Origin of the sequence: Paraburkholderia sp. BR10937 (assembly GCF_040965695.1) — a bacterium.
In the GTDB taxonomy this organism is placed as follows: domain Bacteria; phylum Pseudomonadota; class Gammaproteobacteria; order Burkholderiales; family Burkholderiaceae; genus Paraburkholderia.
This window is the reverse complement of record NZ_JBFRCL010000044.1, coordinates 37,449-56,484: the sequence shown is the minus strand read 5'-3', so window position 1 is coordinate 56,484 and position 19,036 is coordinate 37,449. Positions and strand designations below refer to the sequence as shown.

Sequence of the window (19,036 nt, the reverse complement as noted above, 5' to 3'; positions counted from 1 at the left end):
TTTCTCGCCAGATATTCAACGCACTGTGAATCTCTCTCGCTTCTTTGCGTGCGCGCTCGGCCGTGCGCTCGACTTTGCATCCCGATGCGCGAGGCGCGTATGGGATGTCGTCGTGGGAAAGTTGTGAGTGACCGGCGGTGGTGGCGCTCCGCTGTCTGGGCCGCGTGGGTTTTGGCGAACCTGGCTGGCGGCCTGCTGCTTGCCCAAGCGCTGTCGCAACGCAGCACTCGCGTCACCGTGAGCTTCGTGTCCGGCGCCGGGCTCGTCGCCGGGAAAACGCCGGTGCGATATCGCGGCGTGGTCGTTGGCCGGCTCGAGCATCTGCGTTTGTCCGCGGATGGCCAGCGCGTCGATGCCGAACTGAGGCTCGATGCCGCCGGACCGCACATCGCCACGTGCGGCGCGAAATTCTGGGTCGTGCGTCCGCGCATCGACGTGAAGAACATTTCCGGGCTCCTGACCGCCGTATCGGGAACGTGGATCGACGTCGATATCGACGCCCATTCGCCCAGGGCGTGCTACACGCTCACCGGTTTCGACACGCCGCCGGCCATCACCAGCGACGAAGAGGGCGCGCGTTTCGTGATTCGCGCCCCAACGCTCGGCTCGCTGAATGCCGGCTCACCTGTTTATTTTCGCGGTGTGCAGGTCGGGGAGGTGCTCGGCTATTCGCTGGTGCCTAGTGGCGACAACGTCCGTATCGGCGTTTTCGTCAGGAGACCGTTCGATCGTCTGGTCACGTCCGATACGCGCTGGTGGCAATCGAGCGGCGTCGAACTCAAGCTCGATTCCGGTGGCATGCGGCTGGAGACACCGCCGGCCGCGGCGCTGCTCGCGGGCGGCCTGGCTTTCGATACGCCGCGTGGGAGCGTGCGCGCCGTGTCCGCCACGAGCGTGGAGGATTTCCGCCTCGCGGAAAGTCGCACGGACGCGATGCGCGCCAACGAAGGTCCGCCTGCCATGGTGCGCATGCGCTTCGCGCAGTCGGTGCGAGGGCTGTCCGTTGGCGCGCCAGTCGAATTCCGCGGTGTCGGGTTGGGTACGGTCACGGCAGTCGCGATCGACCTCCAACCCGAAAGCGGACGTTTCGACATGCTGGTCACGCTGAGCCTGTATCCCTCGCGGCTCGGCCGCAACTACCGCGACGCGCTCGGCGACGGTGCGGGCGCGGCGGGCAAGAGCCTGCTGCACCAGCTCGTCGCTCAGGGACTGCGCGGCCAGCTGCGCACGGGAAGTCTCTTGACGGGACAGAAGTACGTCGCACTCGACATCTTCCCGCACGCACCCGCGGCGCGCGTGGACACGGAGCGCTCGCCGGTCGAACCGCCGACGGTGCCCAACTCGCTCGAGGAACTCCAGGATCAGGTGTCGAATATCGTGCGCCGGCTCGACCGTATGCCGCTACAGGAGATCGGGCGCAACCTGGATGCTTCGTTGCAGCAGTCGAATATCCTGTTTGCACGGCTCGATACGGAGCTCGTGCCGGCTGCGCGTTCGACGCTCGAATCGGCGCAACAGGCGTTTCGTTCCGCGCAAGCGACGCTCGACCAGAGTTCGCCGTTGCAGAGCGATACGCGTCAGGCGTTGGCCGGGTTGCGGCGTACGCTGGCCAGCCTGAACGCTCTGGCCGATTATCTCGAACGCCACCCCGAGGCATTGATCTGGGGGAAGCGTGCAGACCGGTGAATCGGCAGTCGACTACAACGCCCGACTCACCAGCAACGGATCGACCACCCCAATCGCCTCCCCATCCCGGCTCGCATAGGGCAGCTTATGCAGCACGAATCGCATGGCATTGAGCCGCGCGCGCTTCTTGCAATCGGAGCGGACGACCGTCCACGGCGCATCTGCGGTGTCCGTCTGCGAGAACATCGCCTCTTTCGCCTGCGTATACGCCTCCCATTTGTCGAGCGAAGCGAGATCGACGGGACTCAGCTTCCATTGCTTGAGCGGATGCACCTTGCGTTCCTTGAAGCGCCGCCGCTGCTCGCCACGGCTGACCGAAAACCAGAACTTGATCAGGTGGATGCCGCTGCGAATCAACTGCCGTTCGAACTCCGGCACCTGCTGCATGAAATCGGCATATTCCTCAGGCGAGCAGAAGCCCATGACATGCTCGACGCCTGCGCGGTTGTACCAGGACCGATCGAACAGCACGATCTCCCCCGCTGAAGGCAGATGCTGCACGTAGCGCTGGAAATACCACTGGCCGCGCTCGACTTCGGTGGGCTTTTCGAGCGCGACGACGCGCGCGCCGCGCGGGTTCATATGCTCCATGAAGCGCTTGATCGTGCCGCCCTTGCCGGCCGCGTCGCGGCCCTCGAACAGGATCACCACGCGCTGACCGGTTTCGCGCACCCACGCCTGGAGCTTGAGCAGTTCGACCTGCAGCCGATACTTCTGCCGCTCGTAAGCGCGGCGCGACAACAAATTGCGATACGGATAGCCGCCTTCGCGCCAGCCGGAGGCGAGTTCCTCGTCGGGGTGGCGCGTGCGCGAGGAGCGCCAGTCGGCAGGGTTGCCTTCGAGGATCAGGCTGCGCAACTGGGCGGCTTCGTCGGGCGACATGCCTTGCATCAATGCCGCGATCGACTCGAGCAGCATGGCGGGCGGATTGTGCCCGGCGCGAGTGCGCGCGACGAGATCGTGGACAGCGCCCGCGATGGCCTCGCTCGCGGATTCGACGGCACTGTCGACCGTGCGCAACTCGGCGCTGTGGGGCGTGACGAGCGGCAGTCGTGCGGCGGGGCCGGCGGTGTCGGAAGCAGGGCAGGGAATGGATTTGGGCATGGTGTGGGCGGATGCGGGGAGGGGAGCGCGTGCAGAGTGACTCGCATTCAAGGCGGATGCCCCGAAGCGCGAGCGGCAATGGCGCGCAGGGAAGTCGTCGCGGCTTGACTGGCTGGGCGGCGCCGGGGCAAAAGCCGGCGCGCCGACGGCCAGCGCCAGCCCGCCAATCCAGCTGACAGCCAGCGCCGGACGGCGGCTGGTTCAGGCGTTTGCCGCCTTTTTGAGGATGAGGTAGAGCGAGTCCTTGAGTTGAAGCTTTTCCTTTTTCAGCTGCTCGACTTCCATGCCGTGCGAAGCCACGACACCGGCTTCCATATTCTTGATCTGCTGGTCGAGTTCGTTGTGACGATGAAAAATCCGGGCGAAATGGTCGTCCTGGATCTTGAGGCGCGAAATTAAATCTCTGTACTCAGGGAACACTCAACACTCCTTATAGACAGGCAAAATGAGAGAAATCGGCACGTAATTATTTTTCCATCGTCCAGTCGTGGCAGTCTTGACCATCATCAGACTCCGGTTGCCGGATGGGTCAGGGACGTTACCTGGGGCATCGAAGCGCGCGCGCGTGTACCATCGATCGCGTCGTCGCAGTTCCTGGCTCTCCATCCGCTTGCACTGTTCCAAGCCGTCGCCCGACAGAACCCTGGAGCGTTCATGGATCGCGTTCTGGAAATCGTGCTGGATGTCGTGATCCCGGCAGCGCCGGATAGAAAAAGCGCAAAAAAAGTCGCCGCCGCCACGGGCGCGGCGTCCAGGGCGCACGCCAGCCCGAAACCATCGGAGCGGGCCGCCAGCCTGTGCGCGGCTTTGCCGACGCTCGTGGCGCTGCCCGATGCGCGCGGGCGCGTGACGACGGTCGCCTTCGACCGCGGCGGCGTCCTTGGGGGGCTCGGCTGGCGCGTGGCGGTCGAATCGCGCGGCGACACGCAGCGCGTCGTCGTGTCGAGCCGGCGCGTTCATACGCCGGGGATCACCGTGATCGCACCGATCTTCGAGGCGGCGCTCGATGCGAACGGCATCGCGCATGCGCTCTTCGACGCCGCGCCCGAGCCGTTTCGCGAGGCGCTGGGCAGCGCGGACGATCTCGCGGCGTCGGCCACGCTCGTGGCGACGCGCAGCCGCTGGCAGTGGCCGCGTGACGGCATCGAAGTGCTGCTCACGTTCGACGAAGATTTGCACGAGCCGTCGGCAACGCAGCAAGAACCGCTGGCTCAAGACACTCACGGCGCGGATGCGGCGCACCCACCCGACTTGTCCGCTTTGCACGAGTTGCGCGTGAGTGCGCCCTGGCCCGAAGGCGAGGACGAGCGGCCCATCGTCGATGCGCTGTTTGCCTGTGCTGGCGACCTGATCGGGGCACTGCCCGCATTCGTGCGCCTGACCGACGCGCTCGAACGCGCCAGCGCCGGCAGCGTGACCGGCGACGCCGAAGCCGTCAAGGCCGAAGCCGTGGATCTGGCCGGCGCGGCCACGGCCGAGGCCGCGCTCGTGGCGATCGGGCGCAACATCAGCGCGCAGTGGTTCGGCAACGACGCAGGCGTGCGCGACAGCACGAACGGCGAGTTCATCCATCAGATGCGTGTGTCGCAGCGGCGGCTGCGCACCGCCATGCGCATTTTCTCGCGCTGGTGCGACGAGACCTGGGAGACGCGCATCGAGCCGGAGCTCAAATGGCTCGGCGGCCTGCTCGGCGATGCGCGCGACCGCGATGTCTTTGTCGAATCGACGCTGCCGGCGCTCGCCGCCGCCGACGTCGAGCCGGGACGCTGGGACGCGATTCGCGACGCGGCAAACGCGCAACGGCTCGCCGCGCGCGCGCGGCTGCGCGAGGCGCTGGCTTCGCAGCGCTACGCGCTCGCGACACTGGCGTGGCTCCAGTGGCTCGACTTGCTCGCGCGGCGCGCGCACGACGCCGGCAGCGCCGGGTTTTCGCTGCACCGCCATGCGAAGAAGCGCGTGCGGCGCTACTACGAGCAGCTCGCGAGCACGCAAAAGCTCACGGCCATCGACGAGGCGAGCCGTCATCGCGCGCGCATCAATGCGAAGTATTTGCGCTACACGATCGAATTCTTCGCGACGCTCACGTCGCGCCGCACGCGTATGGAGGTGGCGCGCGCGCTCGCGCGGCTGCAGAGCGTGCTCGGCGACGGCAACGACGCCGCTGTTGCCCTGCGCTATCTCGAGCGCATGGACGCCGAGCCGTATCAGCTCGGGTTCGCGCGCGGCTGGTGCGAGGCCGTCAAGCGCTATACCGCGAAGGAGGGCGAACGCCTGTTGCGCGAACTGGGCGAGCCGAAGGTGGCGCGCGGCGCCTGAGGCGCGTCTCTATAATCGTTGGCGCATGGCGCATGGCGCATGGCGCATGGCGCATGGCGCATGGCGCATGGCGGATTGGCGGATTGGCGGAATGGCGGAATGGCGGAATGGCGGAATGGCGGAATGGCGGAATGGCGGAATGGCGGAATGGCGGAATGGCGAGCCGCGCCGAACTATCGCTCCTTTCGTCCTGTTTTGGCTTGTTTTTGCACATGATGAATCTCACTGACCCGAACTCCTCACCCACCGGAGCCGCCCACGCCGACGCCGGTTCCGCTGGGACATCGACACCCGCCGAAGCGCCGGGCCTGGGCTTGGGCGGCTCGGTCTGGTTTCAGTCCGGCCAGCAGATGCTTGGCGGCGCGGCGCGCATTGCGCTGCTGGAAGCCATCCAGGCAACCGGTTCGATCACCGGAGCCGCGAAAGCGGTCGGCATGAGCTACAAGGGCGCCTGGGACGCCGTCGACGTCATGAACAATCTCGCGGGCGAGGCGCTCGTGGTTCGCGCGACGGGCGGCAAGGGCGGCGGCGGGACGACACTTACGCAGCGGGCGCTGCGCCTCGTCGAGACGTTTCGCGCCATCGAGCACGAGCACCAGCGCTTTCTCGAGCGGGCGGCGCAGGCACTCGGGGCCGTTTCGGGTGAAGGTGACGACGCACATGCTGGCGGGTTCTCGCGCGACCTGGCCGTGCTCGGTCGCTTCGCCATGCGCACGAGCGCGCGCAACCAGCTCTTTGGCACCGTCTCGGGGTTCGTGCGGGGCGCGGTGAACGACGAGGTGTCGATCGCGCTGCCCGGCGGCGAAGGCATCGTGGCCACGATCACGCACGAGAGCGCCGAAGCGCTCGGCCTTGCCGCGGGCGCGCCCGTGGTCGCGCTCGTGAAGGCGACGTCGGTCGTGCTGGTCGCGAGTGCGGCAGACGCGGAGCGGCTTTCGGCGCGCAACCGACTTAGCGGGACGATCGACGTTGTGCGGCGCGGCGAAGTGAATGCCGAAGTGACGCTCGCCCTGCCGGGCGGCGCCGTGATCGCCGCGATCGTGACCGAAGCGAGCGTGGATGCGCTGGGATTTGCCGCCGGGCAAGCGGCGACGGCCGTATTCAAGGCTTCGAGCGTGCTGCTAGGCGTGGCCGGCTGAGCGGCGGACGGCCGCGGTCCGCCAATCAGGCGTGGCGCTGGGCGGGCGGCGTGAGGCCGTTGCGGGTTTGCGAGACGGGTGCGACCGGCGCGCGGTTGGGGCGGTTGGCCTTCCATTTGGCGCGCACGTACGGCCGGTCGTGACCTGAAACCGTGAGCGCGATGTTCGTGACCCAGCGATGCGTGGGCACGTGCACGTTGTGCAATGCGACAGTCAGCGCCGCGAGGCTCAGCGCGACGACCGCCGCCGATATGCGCTGGGCCTGCGCCTGCCACCAGTAGCGCGCGAACACGAGTGCGGTGAGCGCCCCGACCACGCAGCCCGTTACGGCCTCGGAAGGCGAGTGAGCGTCGAGCACCACGCGCGAGAGCGCGACCGCGAGCCCCACCGCGAGCCCGATGGTCACGCCGGCGGCGCGCACGAAGGACGGCGCGCCTTGCAGCATCAGGAAAAACGCAACGGGATAGACGGCCGTGGACAACATGGCGTGGCCGCTGATCCCCGTGAAATCCAGTTCTCTTACCCCCACACCCCAGCCGAGAAACGCGATCTTGGTGAGCGTCACCAGGCCGATCGCCAGGCCGAGCACCAGCACCCAGCTCGCCGCCATGCGCCACGAATAGCCGACTATCAGCCACAGCGCGATCGCCAACGCGAGCGGCAGGGTGAGGCCTGCGCCGCCGAGGTTGGTAATCGAGTACCAAAGGTGAATGGGCAAATCTGGCATGAGTCTGCGCTGCCGTCTGTCAGAAGAAGGATCCTGGGGTTGCGGGTGCTTAACCGCTACTTCATAGCGACTTAACGCGCGAGCCGCATGGCTGGCCGACACGCGCGTGAGACATGCATCCAGTATAGCTGCCCCGCATAGACGAAGACGTGCCTCGACGAACGCACGCCCGGACAGAATCCAGCCTGTGCGATCTGCAGCGTCATCCAAATGGTGTTATTGTGCGTTGCACAACGACGGGTCGCGGCAAAACGCCACGATGTGTCGGACCCTTTTACGAGGCCATAGATGACGAAAAATCTGACGAAGCTATGGGCTGGTGGCATGCGACGTCTGCTCGCCATCCAGACTCGGGCGGCCCGCGACGCCCTGAAAGGCGCGGGGATCGATACACCCAGGCCGCAGGCAATCTGGCGCGCCGCTCAGGCCGCAGCCGAGCAGGCGGCCAAACACGTCACGCCGACGCAGGCGCGCAGCGGCGCGCCGGTGCGCGAGTCGCGCGTGGGTCCGCGTGCGGCCGCGTGGGCCGCGGGCGAATGGCGCCGCGCGGAGCACCTTGTACCGGCGAACGACCAGCATGCCGGGCGCTCGCTGCCTTACGGGCTCTATTTGCCGCCGGGGCGCAAGACGGCGGGCATGCCGCTCGTCGTGATGCTGCACGGCTGCAAGCAGTCGATGGATTCCTTCGCCGAAGGCACCCGCATGAATCTGCTCGCCGACCGCCATGGTTTCGCGGTGGCGTATCCCGAGCAGTCGGAACGCGCGCACCCGCACCAATGCTGGCATTGGTACGACGCGCGCGACGCGGCGGGCGGCGGCGAAGCGGCGTCCGTCGTTTCGCTGGTCGATGCGCTCGTCGAAGAGCACGGCTTCGACCGCTCGCGCGTCTATCTGGCTGGGTTGTCGGCGGGAGCGGGGCTCGCGATGCTGCTCGCGGTGCGCTCGCCCAGCCGCTTCGCCGCCATTGCGCTGCATTCGGGCCCCGCTTTCGGCGAAGCACGCTCCGGCGTGACGGCGCTCGATGTGATGCGGCGCGGCGTGCACCACGAGCCGGTGGCGCTGGTCGATACCCAACTGGGCGCGCGCATCCATCCGGGCATGCCGGCGATCGTCGTGCAGGGCGAGACGGACGCCGTCGTCGCGCCCGTCAACGCGGAACAGCTCGCGCTGCAACTGCTGCGCCTGAACGGTCTTGCGGATACGCGTGGCGTGCGTCAGGGCGTCGTGTCGCGCGAGACCTTCAAGGACGGTTATCGCGAGCAGGATTACGAGCTAGACGGTGCGAGCGTCGTGCGACTGTGCCGCGTGGCGGACCTCGACCACGCCTGGAGCGGCGGCGACGATACCGTGCCGTTCCATTCCTCGACGGGACCGGACGCGAGCACGCTGATCTGGGACTTTTTCGAGGCCCAGCGCCGCGAGGCCTTCGACGAGACCTACGACGCCGAGTTGACACAGGACGTTGGTTAAAAGCGACTACGGGTAACTTAGGGGTTTACCCTTAACAGGGTTTACCCTATAATGGCCTCATTCGATTCGCGGGCACGTGCCCGTCAAAGAAGGGCCAAATCATGTACCTGCTCAGCCGTCTTTTCCTGTTCCTCTCCGAAACCGCCGAAGCTCGCCGCCAGCAGCGCGAGGAAGCGTATCTCGCGCAGTCCGTCGACATCTACGATCTCGAGTTCCGCATGCGCAAGATGGATCGCGAGAAGGCCACGCGCCACCCGTCGTGGATGAACCACTACGGCTAAGCAGGAATGCTGCGCCCCGCCAACGGGGCAAAATGAAAACGGCGCCAAAAGGCGCCGTTTTTGCATGGTGCGCGTGAAGGACCGCCGCGCCGTTCAGCGGCCCGAGTCCGGCATTTCGGCAGCCTGCTTTTCCTGCACGCCAAAGCAGCCGCGATAGGTCGCGTAGAACGAGCAATAGAGCATCGTCGTCACGATGATGAGCGCGGGCATCAGGATCGCCACCGTGAAGTCGCCAGCGCCGAGCGCGCGCAGCAGCGTCGACAGGCCGATCGATACGACCGTCGAGACGGCAAACCACAGCGCCCCGTACACCATGAACGCGCCCTTGTTGCGCCAGCAGCTCACGATGCTGAAGAACATGGCCTTCACGGGCGGCACGTCGTGCCACGCCGTGAGCACGGGCGCAAACCAGAACAGCATCGACACCGGCACATAGCAGAGCAGCGAAGCCAGCACCGCGAGCGGCACGTCGCTGTTGGCGAGCGCTTCCGCGTCGAGGTCGCCGCCTATCGTCATCAGCCGCAATAGCGCGCCGCCGTCCACGAACGCAGACGCGGCCAGCACCAGCAACATCGCCACCACGTAAATCGCCCCGAGCACCAGCAGGTGCTTCGCCACGTTGCTGCCGTACGAACGAAAGCCGTCGATCAGAATGGTCGGGAACACCGGTTTTCCCGCGATCGTGTCGCGGCACGCCGCCATGAAGCCGACGGCCACGCCGGGCACGAACAGCAGCGGCAGCACGCCGCCGATCACGGGAATGGCGGAAATCAGCGTCATCGCCAGCAAATAGGCGAAAAACAGCGTGAGAAACGCGAGCGGATTGCGGCGGAACAGCCAGATACCCTGGCGGAACCAGACGTAGCCCGTCTTCGCGGGGACTTCAATTAGTTGCATGGGCGATGGGGCAAGGCGTGATGGGAGCCCGCCTCGCTGTCGGCGAGGCGCTCGCGCAGGATGCGCTCGAAGTGGCCGGGATCGTGCGGCTTGAGCAGCTCGGCCGAGCGGGGCAGGTGGAAATCATACAGGCGCGAGACCCAGAAGCGGTACGCGCCTGCGCGCAGCATGTCCATCCAGTGCCGCGTTTCCTCGGGCGTGAACGGGCGCACTGTCTGGTAGGCGCGCAGGAGCGCGTCGGCGCGCGCGGTGTCGAGCTTGCCGGTGGCGAGGTCGACGCACCAGTCGTTCACGGTCACGGCCACGTCGAAGAGCCACTTGTCGCAGCCGGCGAAATAGAAGTCGAAAAAGCCGCCCAGCCGAACCTCGTGGCCCGGCGCGGGGTGCGAGTGCGCGAACATCGCGTTGTCGCGGAACAGGTCGCAATGGCACGGACCGCCCGGCAGCGCCGCGTAGTCGGCCGAACCGAAGAATGCGCGCTGGTGGTCGAGTTCGCTCGTGAGGAGTGTGCGCTGGGCGTCGTCCAGAAACGGCAGCACCGTCGGCACCGTTTCTTCCCACCACGAAAGGCTGCGCAGATTCGGCTGGTCGCCGCGGTAGTCGCGGCCCGCCAGGTGCAGGCGCGCGAGCATCTGGCCCACTTCCGCGCAGTGCTCCACTCCGGGCGCGAGTTCGGGCTTGCCTTCGAGCTTCGAGACGATCGCCGCGGGCTTGCCCTGCAGCAGGCCGAAGAGCGCACCGTCCTTGCGCGGCATGGGGTCGGGTACCGGTACACGATGCGAGGCAAGGTGCCGCATCAGGTCGAGGTAGAACGGCAGTTGCTCGGCCGTCAGCTTTTCGAAGATCGTCAGGACGTATTCGCCGCGCGTCGTCGTCAGGAAGAAGTTGCTGTTCTCAATGCCGGACTGGATGCCGCGAAATTCGACGACATCGCCGAGATCGTAGTCGCGCAGCCATTGGGCAAGCTCTTGGTCGGTGACAGCGGTGAAGACGGCCATGCAAGAAGGTCGGTTGATTGGTAATGGCGGGTCGGCGAACGCTGCGAGGTGCTGCCCGAGGGGCTTGCAGGCGTGTCCGGCTCAGGCGCGATGGCCGCGGCCCGGCTCATGGGGCGGCGCACATGGCGTTGGCGCGGGCATGCCCCTTAAAGGCATGCGCGCGCCCGGATGGCTCAGTAATGCAGGTTGATCGACGGCAGGCGCGTGCTGGCCTGGCCGTTGTTGCGCACTTGCGGCGAGGTGTCGGGGTTCGCGCTCATCGTGTAGCGCGTGCCGAAGTTCGAATGCACGTTGATCTCGACGGGCTTGCCCTTGTCGCGGAACTCGGTGATTTCGGTGCCGTTCGGGCTCACTTCGTGATAGCTGGGCACGCGCGGCACGTCGTTGATGTTGACCTTCGAGGTGACGCGTGCGGCCGGCTTGTTGTTGATCGCAGCCAGATCGGGCAGGCCCGCGCGTTCGTTCTCGGACTGCGCGGATTGTGCCTCGACGGCGGTCTTTGCGTCGTCGGCCGGCGCGGCCATGGCGACCCCGCAGAAAGCGAGCGTCACCGCGACGGCGGCAAGAAGGTGCGACTTCATGGTCTTTCTCCGATGGGATGCCCCAATTCTAGCAAATCCGGGCGCTTTGCCCCATGTCGCGCAAACGCTGCGGCCCGCGCCCGGCGGGCGGTGCGCGGCGCTCGCGGCCCGTGCGTGGCGGGGGCTGCAAAAGCCCTGGGGGCGGCGAGGTCCGTCGCCAGAAAGTCGCACCTTCCGTGGTAATGTGGACCCATCAAACGGAGAGGCGAACGAAGATGAACAACGATAGCTACCTGCGGCCCCTCATGACGCCGGCGCACGACTTCCCGGACGAATTCTTCGAAGACGCCGCCGACGCCGTGGCGCGCCTTTCGAGCATCTACGAAGCGAATACGTCGTTCCTGCGCGATGCGTTCGCGCGCTATCGCCGCGGCGAGGCGTTCGAGCGCCGCGTGCGCGCGTGCTATCCGTTCGTTCGCATCCGCACCAACGTCAACACGCATATCGACTCGCGCCGCTCGTATGGCTTCGTGGCGGGCCCCGGCGTGTTCGAGACCACCGTCACGCGGCCCGATCTTTTCGGCAACTACTATCGCGAGCAGTTGCGCCTCTTGGCGAAGAACCATCATGTGGCCATCGAAGTGGGCGTGTCGGATCAGCCGATTCCCGTGCACTTCGCGTTCGCCGAAGGCATCCACCTCGAAGGCGATCTCGACCGCGAGCGTCTCTTCGCCATGCGCGACGTGTTCGATACGCCCGATCTCGCGCAGCTCGACGACCGCATCGTGAACGGCACCTACGAGCCGGAGCCGGGCGAGCCGCATCCGCTTGCGCTCTTCACCGCCCCGCGCGTGGACTTTTCGCTGCATCGGCTCAAGCACTACACGGCGACTTCGCCCACGCACGTGCAGAACTACGTGCTCTATACGAACTATCAGTTCTATATCGACGAGTTCGTGAAGCTCGGCCGCGCGATGATGGCGCACACCGACGACGCCGATCTGCGCAACTATCGCAGCGAATACACCTCGTTCGTCGAACCCGGTGACGTGGTGACCTACAACGCGAACCTGGGCGAACAGGACGACGAAGGCAAGGCGCCCGCGCGCCTGCCGCAAATGCCGGCCTATCACCTCAAGCGTGCGGACGGCAGCGGCATCTCGATGGTCAACATCGGCGTGGGGCCGTCGAACGCGAAGACGATCACCGACCACATTGCCGTGCTGCGTCCGCATGCGTGGATCATGCTCGGCCACTGCGCGGGCTTGCGCAACACGCAGCGTCTGGGCGACTACGTGCTCGCGCACGGCTATGTGCGCGAGGATCACGTGCTCGACGCCGATCTGCCGCTGTGGGTGCCGATTCCGGCACTCGCTGAAGTGCAACTCGCGCTCGAGCGTGCGGTCGCGGATGTCACGAAGCTCGACGGCGTGGAACTCAAGCGCGTGATGCGCACGGGGACGGTGGCGAGCGTCGACAACCGCAACTGGGAGCTGCGCGATCATCGCGAGCCGGTGCAGCGCCTCTCGCAAAGCCGCGCGATCGCGCTCGACATGGAAAGCGCGACCATCGCCGCGAACGGATTCCGCTTTCGCGTGCCGTATGGCACCTTGCTGTGCGTGTCCGACAAGCCGCTGCACGGCGAACTCAAGCTGCCGGGCATGGCCGATTCGTTCTATCGCGCGCAGGTCGATCAGCATTTGCAGATCGGCGTGAAGGCGATGGAGATTCTGCGCACGAATGGCCTGCACAAGCTGCATAGCCGGAAACTGCGCAGCTTTGCGGAGGTGGCGTTTCAGTAGACACTTTATGACTGGCTGGCGCATGGCGAGCGCCGGCCAGTCTGTCGAATTGCGCTGTTGCCTTGCATCAATTCGGATGCCGAATCATTTTCCGGCGGCCGTTTATTGCCCGAACCCCGTCAACCCGATCAAACTCCCCGCGCCAAGCAGCCAAAGCGGGTGAATCTTCGTGCGAAACGCGAGCACGGCGCACACGCCGGTAATCGCCCAGGCGATCCACGAAGGATCGGAGGCCCTCGCGATCAGCACGGCGCTCGCGGCCACGAGGCCCGCCGTCACCGGCACGAGGCCCTTTTGCGCGATGCGCCGCCACGGGCGGTCCTTGAAGCGATCCCATGCATGCAGCGCGGCGATCGTGACGAGCGACGACGGTCCGAACTTCGCAATCGACGTGACCAGCATGCCTGTCCAGCCGGCCACGTGCCAGCCCACCAGGGTCACGACCATCATGTTCGGGCCCGGGGCGGCCTGGGCGAGCGCGAATAGCGCGCTGAACTCGCTTGCCGGCATCCGGTGGTGGACCTCGACGACCTGGCGCTGCATCTCGGGCAGGATCGTGTTGCCGCCGCCGAAAGCGAGCAGCGAGAGCTGGCCGAAGATCGCGGCGAGCGCAACGAGTGTGGCGCTCATCGCGAGCCTCCTTCCTTGCGCGCCGCGCGGGCCGCGAGCGCGATGCCGACTGGCGTGAGCACGAGCATGGTGGGCAAGAGCGGCGTGCGCAGCACGGCAATGGCCACGAAGCCGAGTGCGGCGACGACGGCCGCGGCGGGATCGCGCCGCAGCGGCAGCACGATTTTCAGCGCCATCGAGACGAGCAGCCCGGCCGCCGCCGCGGCGAGGCCCACGAACAGATGCCGCACATGCGGGTCGTCTTGCGTGCGCTCGTAGAGCACGCCGAGCCCGATCACGACGAGCGACGGACCCGCGATCAGGCCGAGGATGCCGGCGAGCGCGCCGCGCCAGCCATGGAAACGCATGCCGAGCGCGACCGAGAGATTGATGACGTTGCCGCCCGGCAAAAACTGGCAGAGGCCGAGCAGGTCGGTGAACTCGCTGGCGGTGAGCCAGCGGCGCTGCTCGACGATGGTGCGGCGCGCCAACGGCAGTGCGCCGCCGAACGACGTGAAGCCGAGACCGAGAAAGCCGAGGAACAGATCGCGTACCGTCGGCGTGTGCAGGCCGTCGTCCGTGCCTTGTCCGGCTGCGGCGGGCGATGAGATGGGTTGTTTCATGAATGGAAGGACCTCTCAGGCAAGTTCGGAGATTAAGCCCATTCGCGCGCGCGGCAAAACGATTTCTATGGCGCGCTCTTGTGATCTACACTCACAAGCATGGCACGCTCCCTTCCTCCCTTTCCCGCGCTGCGCGCGTTCGAAGCCGCCGCGCGGCACAACAGCTTCTCTGCCGCGGCGGGCGAACTCAATGTGACTCACGGTGCCATCAGCCGGCAGGTGGCCGCGCTCGAGGCGTGGGTCGGCGTGCAGGTGTTTCACCGGCATGGCAAGCGGGTCGCGCTGACCGAGGACGGGCGGCGCTACCTCGCCGCCGTGCAGTCGGCATTCGACGACATCGCGCGCGCAACCAGCCAGCTGCGCGACACGGGCGTGGTGCACGTGTTGCGCGTGAGCGCGCTGCCCACCTTCGCGATGAAATGGCTGCTGCCGCGGCTCTCGCAGTTTCAGCGCCTCGCGCCGAACGTCGAGTTGCGCCTGTCGACCTCGAACGCGCCGGTCGAGACGCTCGAAGGCTTCGACGTGGCCGTGCGGCGCGGTCCGGCCCACTGGCCCGACTGCGAGGCCGGTCATTTTCTCGACGAGATGGAATTGCCGGTGTGCAGTCCGGCGCTGCTCAAACGCGCGCCGATTCATCAGCCGAGCGATCTTGCGCGTCACGTGCTGCTACATTCGGACACGCGGCCCGATGCGTGGCGCACCTGGCTTGCGGCCGCAGGCGTGAAAGCCAAATGCCGCAAGAAGCAGTCGTTCGATCACTTCTATCTGGCTTTGCAGGCTGCCGTGGATGGTCTGGGCGTCGCGCTAGGCCCGCTGCCGCTGCTCGACGACGAACTCGCGTCGGGGCGTCTCGTCACGCCGCTCGCGGGACCGCATCTCCATGCGCGCGGCTACTGGTGGGTGGCGCGGCGCGAAGTGGCGCAAGCGCCGCTGGTCGTGCAGTTTTGCCGCTGGCTGGAGGAGCAGGCGAGCGCGCGGGCGCCGCCCGGTGCATCCGGCGTGCCCGCAAGCGCGGAGAAAGCATGAGGGGAGTGACGCGCTGAGGCGCGAGCGGGGCGCAGGCCTACGGAAACGTTATCCGCAGGCCATCCACACACTGCGCCGCCAAGCGGTGCATCAAAGATAGAACATCCGGTCTTCGTCGGAGTCGCGGTCGCGGCGCGCCGGGTGCTCCTTGCCGGTATCTTCGGCTGTGTCCGCATCTTCGTAGAACTTGAGGACGGCTTCGAGCACCTGGTCCGGGTCGTCGATCACCTGCATCAAGTCCATGTCTTCGGGATTGATGAGGCCCATTGGCACGAGCGCCGAGCGGAACCAGTCGAGCAGGCCCTTCCAGAATGCGGCGCCCACCAGAATGATGGGCACGTGACGCGACTTTTTCGTCTGGATGAGCGTGAGCACTTCGGCCAGTTCGTCGAGCGTGCCGAAGCCGCCGGGCATGACGATCACGGCGTCCGAGTTCTTCACGAACGTGACCTTGCGCGTGAAGAAATGGCGAAAGCGCAGCGAGATGTCCTGCCACTGGTTGCCCGACTGCTCGTGCGGCAACTCGATGTTCAGGCCCACGGAAGGCGACTTGCCCGCATGCGCGCCCTGGTTCGCGGCCTCCATGATGCCGGGGCCGCCGCCGGAGATCACGGCGAAGCCCGCATCGGACACCTTGCGCGCGATGGTGGTGGCGAGCTGGTAGTACTCCGACTCCGGTTTCAGGCGGGCGGAACCGTAGATGCTGACCGCTGGCCGGATCTCGGACAGGTACTCGGTCGCCTCGATAAACTCTGCCATAATCGTGAACATCTGCCACGATGCGCGCGCCTTCTTGGCCGTCGCGCGCTCTTGATCTGCGAGTGAACGCAGACTCGGAATCACTTTTCTCTTGTCCATAATGCCTGAAGAACTACGCGTGGATACAAAGCTAAAGCTACAAAACGGGCTGGAAGGTAAGACCCTGTTGCTGGTCGACGGTTCTAGCTATCTCTATCGGGCCTTCCATGCGATGCCGGATCTGCGCGGTCCTGACGGCGAACCCACGGGCGCGCTATACGGCATCATCAACATGCTGCGTCGCATGCGCAAGGACGTTACGGCAGAGTATAGCGCGTGCGTGTTCGATGCAAAGGGCAAGACGTTCCGCGACGACTGGTACCCCGAGTACAAGGCCAACCGGCCTTCCATGCCCGAGCCGCTCGCTGCACAAATCGAGCCCATTCACACTGCCGTGCGTGCGCTCGGCTGGCCGCTGCTGATGATCGAAGGCGTAGAGGCCGACGACGTGATCGGCACGCTCGCGCATCAGGCCGAGAAGCTCGGCATGAAGGTCATCGTTTCCACGGGCGACAAGGACCTCGCGCAGCTCGTGACAGACCGCGTCACGCTCATCAACACGATGACGAATGAAACGCTCGATCGCGAAGGCGTGATCGCGAAGTTCGGCGTGCCGCCGGAGCGCATCATCGATTATCTCTCGCTCATCGGCGACACCGTCGACAACGTGCCGGGCGTGAACAAGTGTGGCCCGAAAACGGCGGTGAAGTGGCTCACGCAATACGACTCGCTCGACGGCGTGATCGCGCATGCGGATGAAATCAAGGGCGCTGTAGGCGGCTATCTGCGCGATGCGCTCGACTTCCTGCCGATGGCGAGAAAGCTCGTCACGGTGGAAACGGCTTGCGATCTCGCGCCGCATCTCGAGTCGATCGAAGCGTCGCTCGCCACGCGAGCCGAAGCGCGCGAAGAGCTGCGCGATATCTTCGCGCGCCACGGTTTCAAGACCTGGCTGCGCGAAGTCACCGAAGCGAGTCAGCAGAGCGAGACGGTGCCCGCCGCGACCAAAGGCGACGCGCCCGCAAAAGACGCGAACGTGCAGCCCGCGCTGTTCGTCGATGCCCCGCGCCATTACGAAACGATCCAGACGTGGCCGCAGTTCGACACGTGGCTCAGGAAGATCGAAGCTGCCGAACTCACCGCGTTCGACACCGAGACCACGGCGCTCGACCCGATGGTCGCGAAGCTCGTGGGCATGTCGTTCTCGACGGAACCCGGCGTGGCCGCCTATTTGCCGCTCGCGCACCGCGGCCCGGACGCACCCGATCAACTGCCGCAGGACGAAGTGCTCGCGCGCCTGAAGCCCTGGCTCGAAAGCGAGAAGCACAAGAAAGTCGGCCAGCACATGAAGTACGACGAGCAGGTGCTCGCGAACTACGGTATCGAACTGAACGGCGTGGAGCATGACACGCTGCTCGAATCGTATGTGCTCGAATCGCATCGCAGCCACGACATGGACAGCCTCGCGCTGCGCCATCTGGGCATCAAGACGATCAAGTACGAAGAGGTGGCGGGCAAGGGCGCGCAGCAGATCGGCTTCGACGAAGTATCACTCGACAAGGCCGCCGAATACGCTGCCGAAGACGCCGACGTCACGCTGCAACTGCATCGCGCGCTCTATCCGCAGATCGCGCCCGAGAAGGGCCTCGATTACGTGTATCGCCACATCGAGCTGCCCACCTCGCGCGTGCTGCGCAAGATGGAGCGCAACGGTGTGCTGATCGACAGCGAAAGGCTCGAAAAGCAGAGCGCGGAAATTGCGGTGCGGCTCATCGCGCTCGAAGAGGAAGCGTATGCGCTCGCGGGCGGCGAATTCAATCTGGGCTCGCCCAAGCAGATCGGCCAGATCTTCTTCGAGAAGCTGCAACTGCCGGTCGTGAAGAAAACGCCGAGCGGCGCGCCTTCCACCGACGAAGAAGTACTGCAGAAGCTCGCCGAAGATTACCCTCTGCCCAAGATCCTGCTCGAGCATCGCGGGCTTGCGAAGCTCAAGTCCACGTACACCGACAAGCTGCCGCGCATGGTGAATGCGCAAACGGGCCGGGTGCACACGACCTACGCGCAGGCCGTGGCGGTCACGGGCCGTCTCGCGTCGAACGATCCGAATCTGCAGAACATCCCTGTGCGCACGGGCGAAGGCCGGCGCATTCGCGAGGCGTTCATCGCGCCGCCGGGGCACAAGATCGTTTCCGCCGACTATTCGCAGATCGAACTGCGCATCATGGCGCATATCTCGGGCGACGAATCGCTGCTCGCGGCGTTCGCGCGCGGCGACGACATTCACCGCGCCACGGCTTCAGAGGTGTTCAGCGTCACGCCGCTCGAAGTGAGCGCGGACCAGCGGCGCATCGCCAAGGTCATCAATTTCGGCCTGATTTACGGCATGAGCGCGTTCGGCCTCGCATCGAATCTCGGCATTACGCGCGACGCGGCGAAGCTTTATATCGACCGCTATTTCGCACGCTATCCGGGCGTGGCGCGCTATATGGACGAAACGCGCATGGACGCGAAGTCGCGCGGCTATGTGGAGACCGTCTTCGGCCGCCGCCTGTGGCTGCCCGAGATCAACGGTGGCAACGGCCCGCGCCGCCAGGCCGCCGAGCGCGCCGCCATCAACGCGCCCATGCAGGGCACGGCCGCCGACCTCATCAAGCTTTCCATGGTCGCGGTGCAGAAATGGCTCGACGAACGCAGGATCGGCACGAAGATGATCATGCAGGTGCACGATGAACTCGTGCTCGAAGTGCCGGGCGACGAACTCGCCGAGGTGCGCAAGCGCTTGCCCGAATTGATGTGCTCGGTGGCGCAGCTCAAGGTGCCGCTCGTCGCCGAAGTGGGCGTGGGCGAGAACTGGGAAGAGGCGCATTGAAGACGCGTCGAAGCGCTTGGCAAAGCTCTACTAAGTACATACTGAATGCGCTGTACCGCAGCAAAGCCGTAACTGCACGCGTGCGATAAGGCAAGCCTCGCGTGCGTGATGTCGCGAATGCGCGCCGCAAGGGTTGCCGCCGCGCGCTCCGTCAGCCGACAATGATTTGA

17 protein-coding genes are annotated in these 19,036 nt (G+C 65.9%); 8 read left to right on the top strand and 9 right to left on the bottom strand.

All coding sequences use genetic code 11. The features are described 5' to 3' along the window. Positions 1 to 171 precede the first annotated feature (171 nt). A complete protein-coding gene (locus AB4Y44_RS29855; protein WP_368701587.1) occupies positions 172 to 1,686 on the top strand; it encodes an intermembrane transport protein PqiB in 1,515 nt (504 codons plus the stop codon). Between the two features lie 12 nt (positions 1,687 to 1,698). Here the strand turns inward: AB4Y44_RS29855 and ppk2 are convergent, their stop codons facing one another. Both ppk2 and AB4Y44_RS29845 read right to left on the bottom strand, forming a co-directional pair. After that, positions 1,699 to 2,736 carry a polyphosphate kinase 2 gene (ppk2, locus tag AB4Y44_RS29850; protein ID WP_342918847.1) on the bottom strand — a complete coding sequence of 346 codons (1,038 nt, stop codon included), beginning with the start codon at positions 2,734 to 2,736 and terminating at the stop codon, positions 1,699 to 1,701. 255 nt (positions 2,737 to 2,991) lie between these two features. After that, the gene (locus tag AB4Y44_RS29845; protein ID WP_028202952.1) at positions 2,992 to 3,210 is read right to left on the bottom strand and encodes a YdcH family protein; all 219 of its coding nucleotides are present in this window, start codon (positions 3,208 to 3,210) and stop codon (positions 2,992 to 2,994) included. A 234-nt stretch (positions 3,211 to 3,444) separates the two neighbouring features. On the opposite strand from AB4Y44_RS29845, the gene AB4Y44_RS29840 reads away from it, so the two are divergent. Both AB4Y44_RS29840 and AB4Y44_RS29835 read left to right on the top strand, forming a co-directional pair. Beyond that, a complete protein-coding gene (locus tag AB4Y44_RS29840; protein ID WP_368701586.1) occupies positions 3,445 to 5,106 on the top strand; it encodes a CHAD domain-containing protein in 1,662 nt (553 codons plus the stop codon). A 212-nt stretch (positions 5,107 to 5,318) separates the two neighbouring features. Further along, the gene (locus AB4Y44_RS29835) at positions 5,319 to 6,245 is read left to right on the top strand and encodes a TOBE domain-containing protein (protein WP_368701585.1); all 927 of its coding nucleotides are present in this window, start codon (positions 5,319 to 5,321) and stop codon (positions 6,243 to 6,245) included. A gap of 25 nt (positions 6,246 to 6,270) precedes the next feature. Here AB4Y44_RS29835 and AB4Y44_RS29830 read toward each other — a convergent pair whose 3' ends face one another. Further along, complete coding sequence (locus tag AB4Y44_RS29830; RefSeq protein WP_342918577.1) at positions 6,271 to 6,972, bottom strand: phosphatase PAP2 family protein; 702 nt, start codon at positions 6,970 to 6,972, stop codon at positions 6,271 to 6,273. A gap of 288 nt (positions 6,973 to 7,260) precedes the next feature. Between AB4Y44_RS29830 and AB4Y44_RS29825 the strand changes: the two genes are divergently transcribed. Together AB4Y44_RS29825 and AB4Y44_RS29820 are read left to right on the top strand one after the other, a co-directional pair. Beyond that, positions 7,261 to 8,442 (top strand): PHB depolymerase family esterase, encoded by a 1,182-nt coding sequence (locus AB4Y44_RS29825; RefSeq protein ID WP_342918578.1) that lies wholly within the window; start codon positions 7,261 to 7,263, stop codon positions 8,440 to 8,442. A gap of 101 nt (positions 8,443 to 8,543) precedes the next feature. Next, positions 8,544 to 8,723: a DUF3563 family protein gene (locus AB4Y44_RS29820; RefSeq protein ID WP_042269847.1), complete on the top strand. Its 180-nt coding sequence runs from the start codon at positions 8,544 to 8,546 to the stop codon at positions 8,721 to 8,723. Positions 8,724 to 8,816: 93 nt separating this feature from the next. Here AB4Y44_RS29820 and AB4Y44_RS29815 read toward each other — a convergent pair whose 3' ends face one another. From AB4Y44_RS29815 to AB4Y44_RS29805, 3 genes are all read right to left on the bottom strand, one after another. Then, on the bottom strand, positions 8,817 to 9,620 hold the full coding sequence (locus tag AB4Y44_RS29815) for a BPSS1780 family membrane protein (RefSeq protein ID WP_321930612.1): 804 nt from the start codon (positions 9,618 to 9,620) through the stop codon (positions 8,817 to 8,819). Next, complete coding sequence (locus AB4Y44_RS29810) at positions 9,611 to 10,618, bottom strand: homoserine kinase (protein ID WP_342918579.1); 1,008 nt, start codon at positions 10,616 to 10,618, stop codon at positions 9,611 to 9,613. The genes AB4Y44_RS29815 and AB4Y44_RS29810 overlap by 10 nt, the downstream gene beginning before the upstream one ends. 173 nt (positions 10,619 to 10,791) lie before the next feature. Then, positions 10,792 to 11,199: a hypothetical protein gene (locus tag AB4Y44_RS29805; protein WP_368701584.1), complete on the bottom strand. Its 408-nt coding sequence runs from the start codon at positions 11,197 to 11,199 to the stop codon at positions 10,792 to 10,794. A gap of 215 nt (positions 11,200 to 11,414) precedes the next feature. On the opposite strand from AB4Y44_RS29805, the gene AB4Y44_RS29800 reads away from it, so the two are divergent. Further along, complete coding sequence (locus AB4Y44_RS29800; protein WP_368701583.1) at positions 11,415 to 12,941, top strand: AMP nucleosidase; 1,527 nt, start codon at positions 11,415 to 11,417, stop codon at positions 12,939 to 12,941. 102 nt (positions 12,942 to 13,043) lie between these two features. Here AB4Y44_RS29800 and AB4Y44_RS29795 read toward each other — a convergent pair whose 3' ends face one another. Continuing rightward, positions 13,044 to 13,571 carry a chromate transporter gene (locus AB4Y44_RS29795; protein WP_368701582.1) on the bottom strand — a complete coding sequence of 176 codons (528 nt, stop codon included), beginning with the start codon at positions 13,569 to 13,571 and terminating at the stop codon, positions 13,044 to 13,046. Beyond that, entirely contained in the window at positions 13,568 to 14,173 is a 606-nt protein-coding gene (locus AB4Y44_RS29790; protein ID WP_342918582.1) for a chromate transporter, read from the bottom strand. The genes AB4Y44_RS29795 and AB4Y44_RS29790 overlap by 4 nt, the downstream gene beginning before the upstream one ends. Before the next feature lie 99 nt (positions 14,174 to 14,272). On the opposite strand from AB4Y44_RS29790, the gene AB4Y44_RS29785 reads away from it, so the two are divergent. Then, the gene (locus AB4Y44_RS29785; protein WP_368701581.1) at positions 14,273 to 15,199 is read left to right on the top strand and encodes a transcriptional regulator GcvA; all 927 of its coding nucleotides are present in this window, start codon (positions 14,273 to 14,275) and stop codon (positions 15,197 to 15,199) included. 90 nt (positions 15,200 to 15,289) lie between these two features. Here AB4Y44_RS29785 and AB4Y44_RS29780 read toward each other — a convergent pair whose 3' ends face one another. After that, positions 15,290 to 16,057, bottom strand: a complete 768-nt coding sequence (locus AB4Y44_RS29780; RefSeq protein WP_133180503.1) for a TIGR00730 family Rossman fold protein — start codon at positions 16,055 to 16,057, stop codon at positions 15,290 to 15,292. A gap of 1 nt (position 16,058) precedes the next feature. On the opposite strand from AB4Y44_RS29780, the gene polA reads away from it, so the two are divergent. Continuing rightward, a complete protein-coding gene (gene polA / locus AB4Y44_RS29775; RefSeq protein ID WP_368701597.1) occupies positions 16,059 to 18,866 on the top strand; it encodes a DNA polymerase I in 2,808 nt (935 codons plus the stop codon). Positions 18,867 to 19,036 lie beyond the last annotated feature (170 nt).

Excerpts from the sequence above, each read along its gene's own strand:
- AB4Y44_RS29840 (WP_368701586.1), top strand. The coding sequence starts at position 3,445 with ATGGATCGCGTTCTGGAAATCGTGCTGGATGTCGTGATCCCGGCAGCG.
- AB4Y44_RS29835 (WP_368701585.1), top strand. The coding sequence starts at position 5,319 with ATGATGAATCTCACTGACCCGAACTCCTCACCCACCGGAGCCGCCCAC.
- AB4Y44_RS29830 (WP_342918577.1), bottom strand. The coding sequence starts at position 6,972 with ATGCCAGATTTGCCCATTCACCTTTGGTACTCGATTACCAACCTCGGC.
- AB4Y44_RS29825 (WP_342918578.1), top strand. The coding sequence starts at position 7,261 with ATGACGAAAAATCTGACGAAGCTATGGGCTGGTGGCATGCGACGTCTG.
- AB4Y44_RS29820 (WP_042269847.1), top strand. The coding sequence starts at position 8,544 with ATGTACCTGCTCAGCCGTCTTTTCCTGTTCCTCTCCGAAACCGCCGAA.
- AB4Y44_RS29815 (WP_321930612.1), bottom strand. The coding sequence starts at position 9,620 with ATGCAACTAATTGAAGTCCCCGCGAAGACGGGCTACGTCTGGTTCCGC.
- AB4Y44_RS29810 (WP_342918579.1), bottom strand. The coding sequence starts at position 10,618 with ATGGCCGTCTTCACCGCTGTCACCGACCAAGAGCTTGCCCAATGGCTG.
- AB4Y44_RS29805 (WP_368701584.1), bottom strand. The coding sequence starts at position 11,199 with ATGAAGTCGCACCTTCTTGCCGCCGTCGCGGTGACGCTCGCTTTCTGC.
- AB4Y44_RS29800 (WP_368701583.1), top strand. The coding sequence starts at position 11,415 with ATGAACAACGATAGCTACCTGCGGCCCCTCATGACGCCGGCGCACGAC.
- AB4Y44_RS29795 (WP_368701582.1), bottom strand. The coding sequence starts at position 13,571 with ATGAGCGCCACACTCGTTGCGCTCGCCGCGATCTTCGGCCAGCTCTCG.
- AB4Y44_RS29790 (WP_342918582.1), bottom strand. The coding sequence starts at position 14,173 with ATGAAACAACCCATCTCATCGCCCGCCGCAGCCGGACAAGGCACGGAC.
- AB4Y44_RS29785 (WP_368701581.1), top strand. The coding sequence starts at position 14,273 with ATGGCACGCTCCCTTCCTCCCTTTCCCGCGCTGCGCGCGTTCGAAGCC.
- AB4Y44_RS29780 (WP_133180503.1), bottom strand. The coding sequence starts at position 16,057 with ATGGACAAGAGAAAAGTGATTCCGAGTCTGCGTTCACTCGCAGATCAA.
- polA (WP_368701597.1), top strand. The coding sequence starts at position 16,059 with ATGCCTGAAGAACTACGCGTGGATACAAAGCTAAAGCTACAAAACGGG.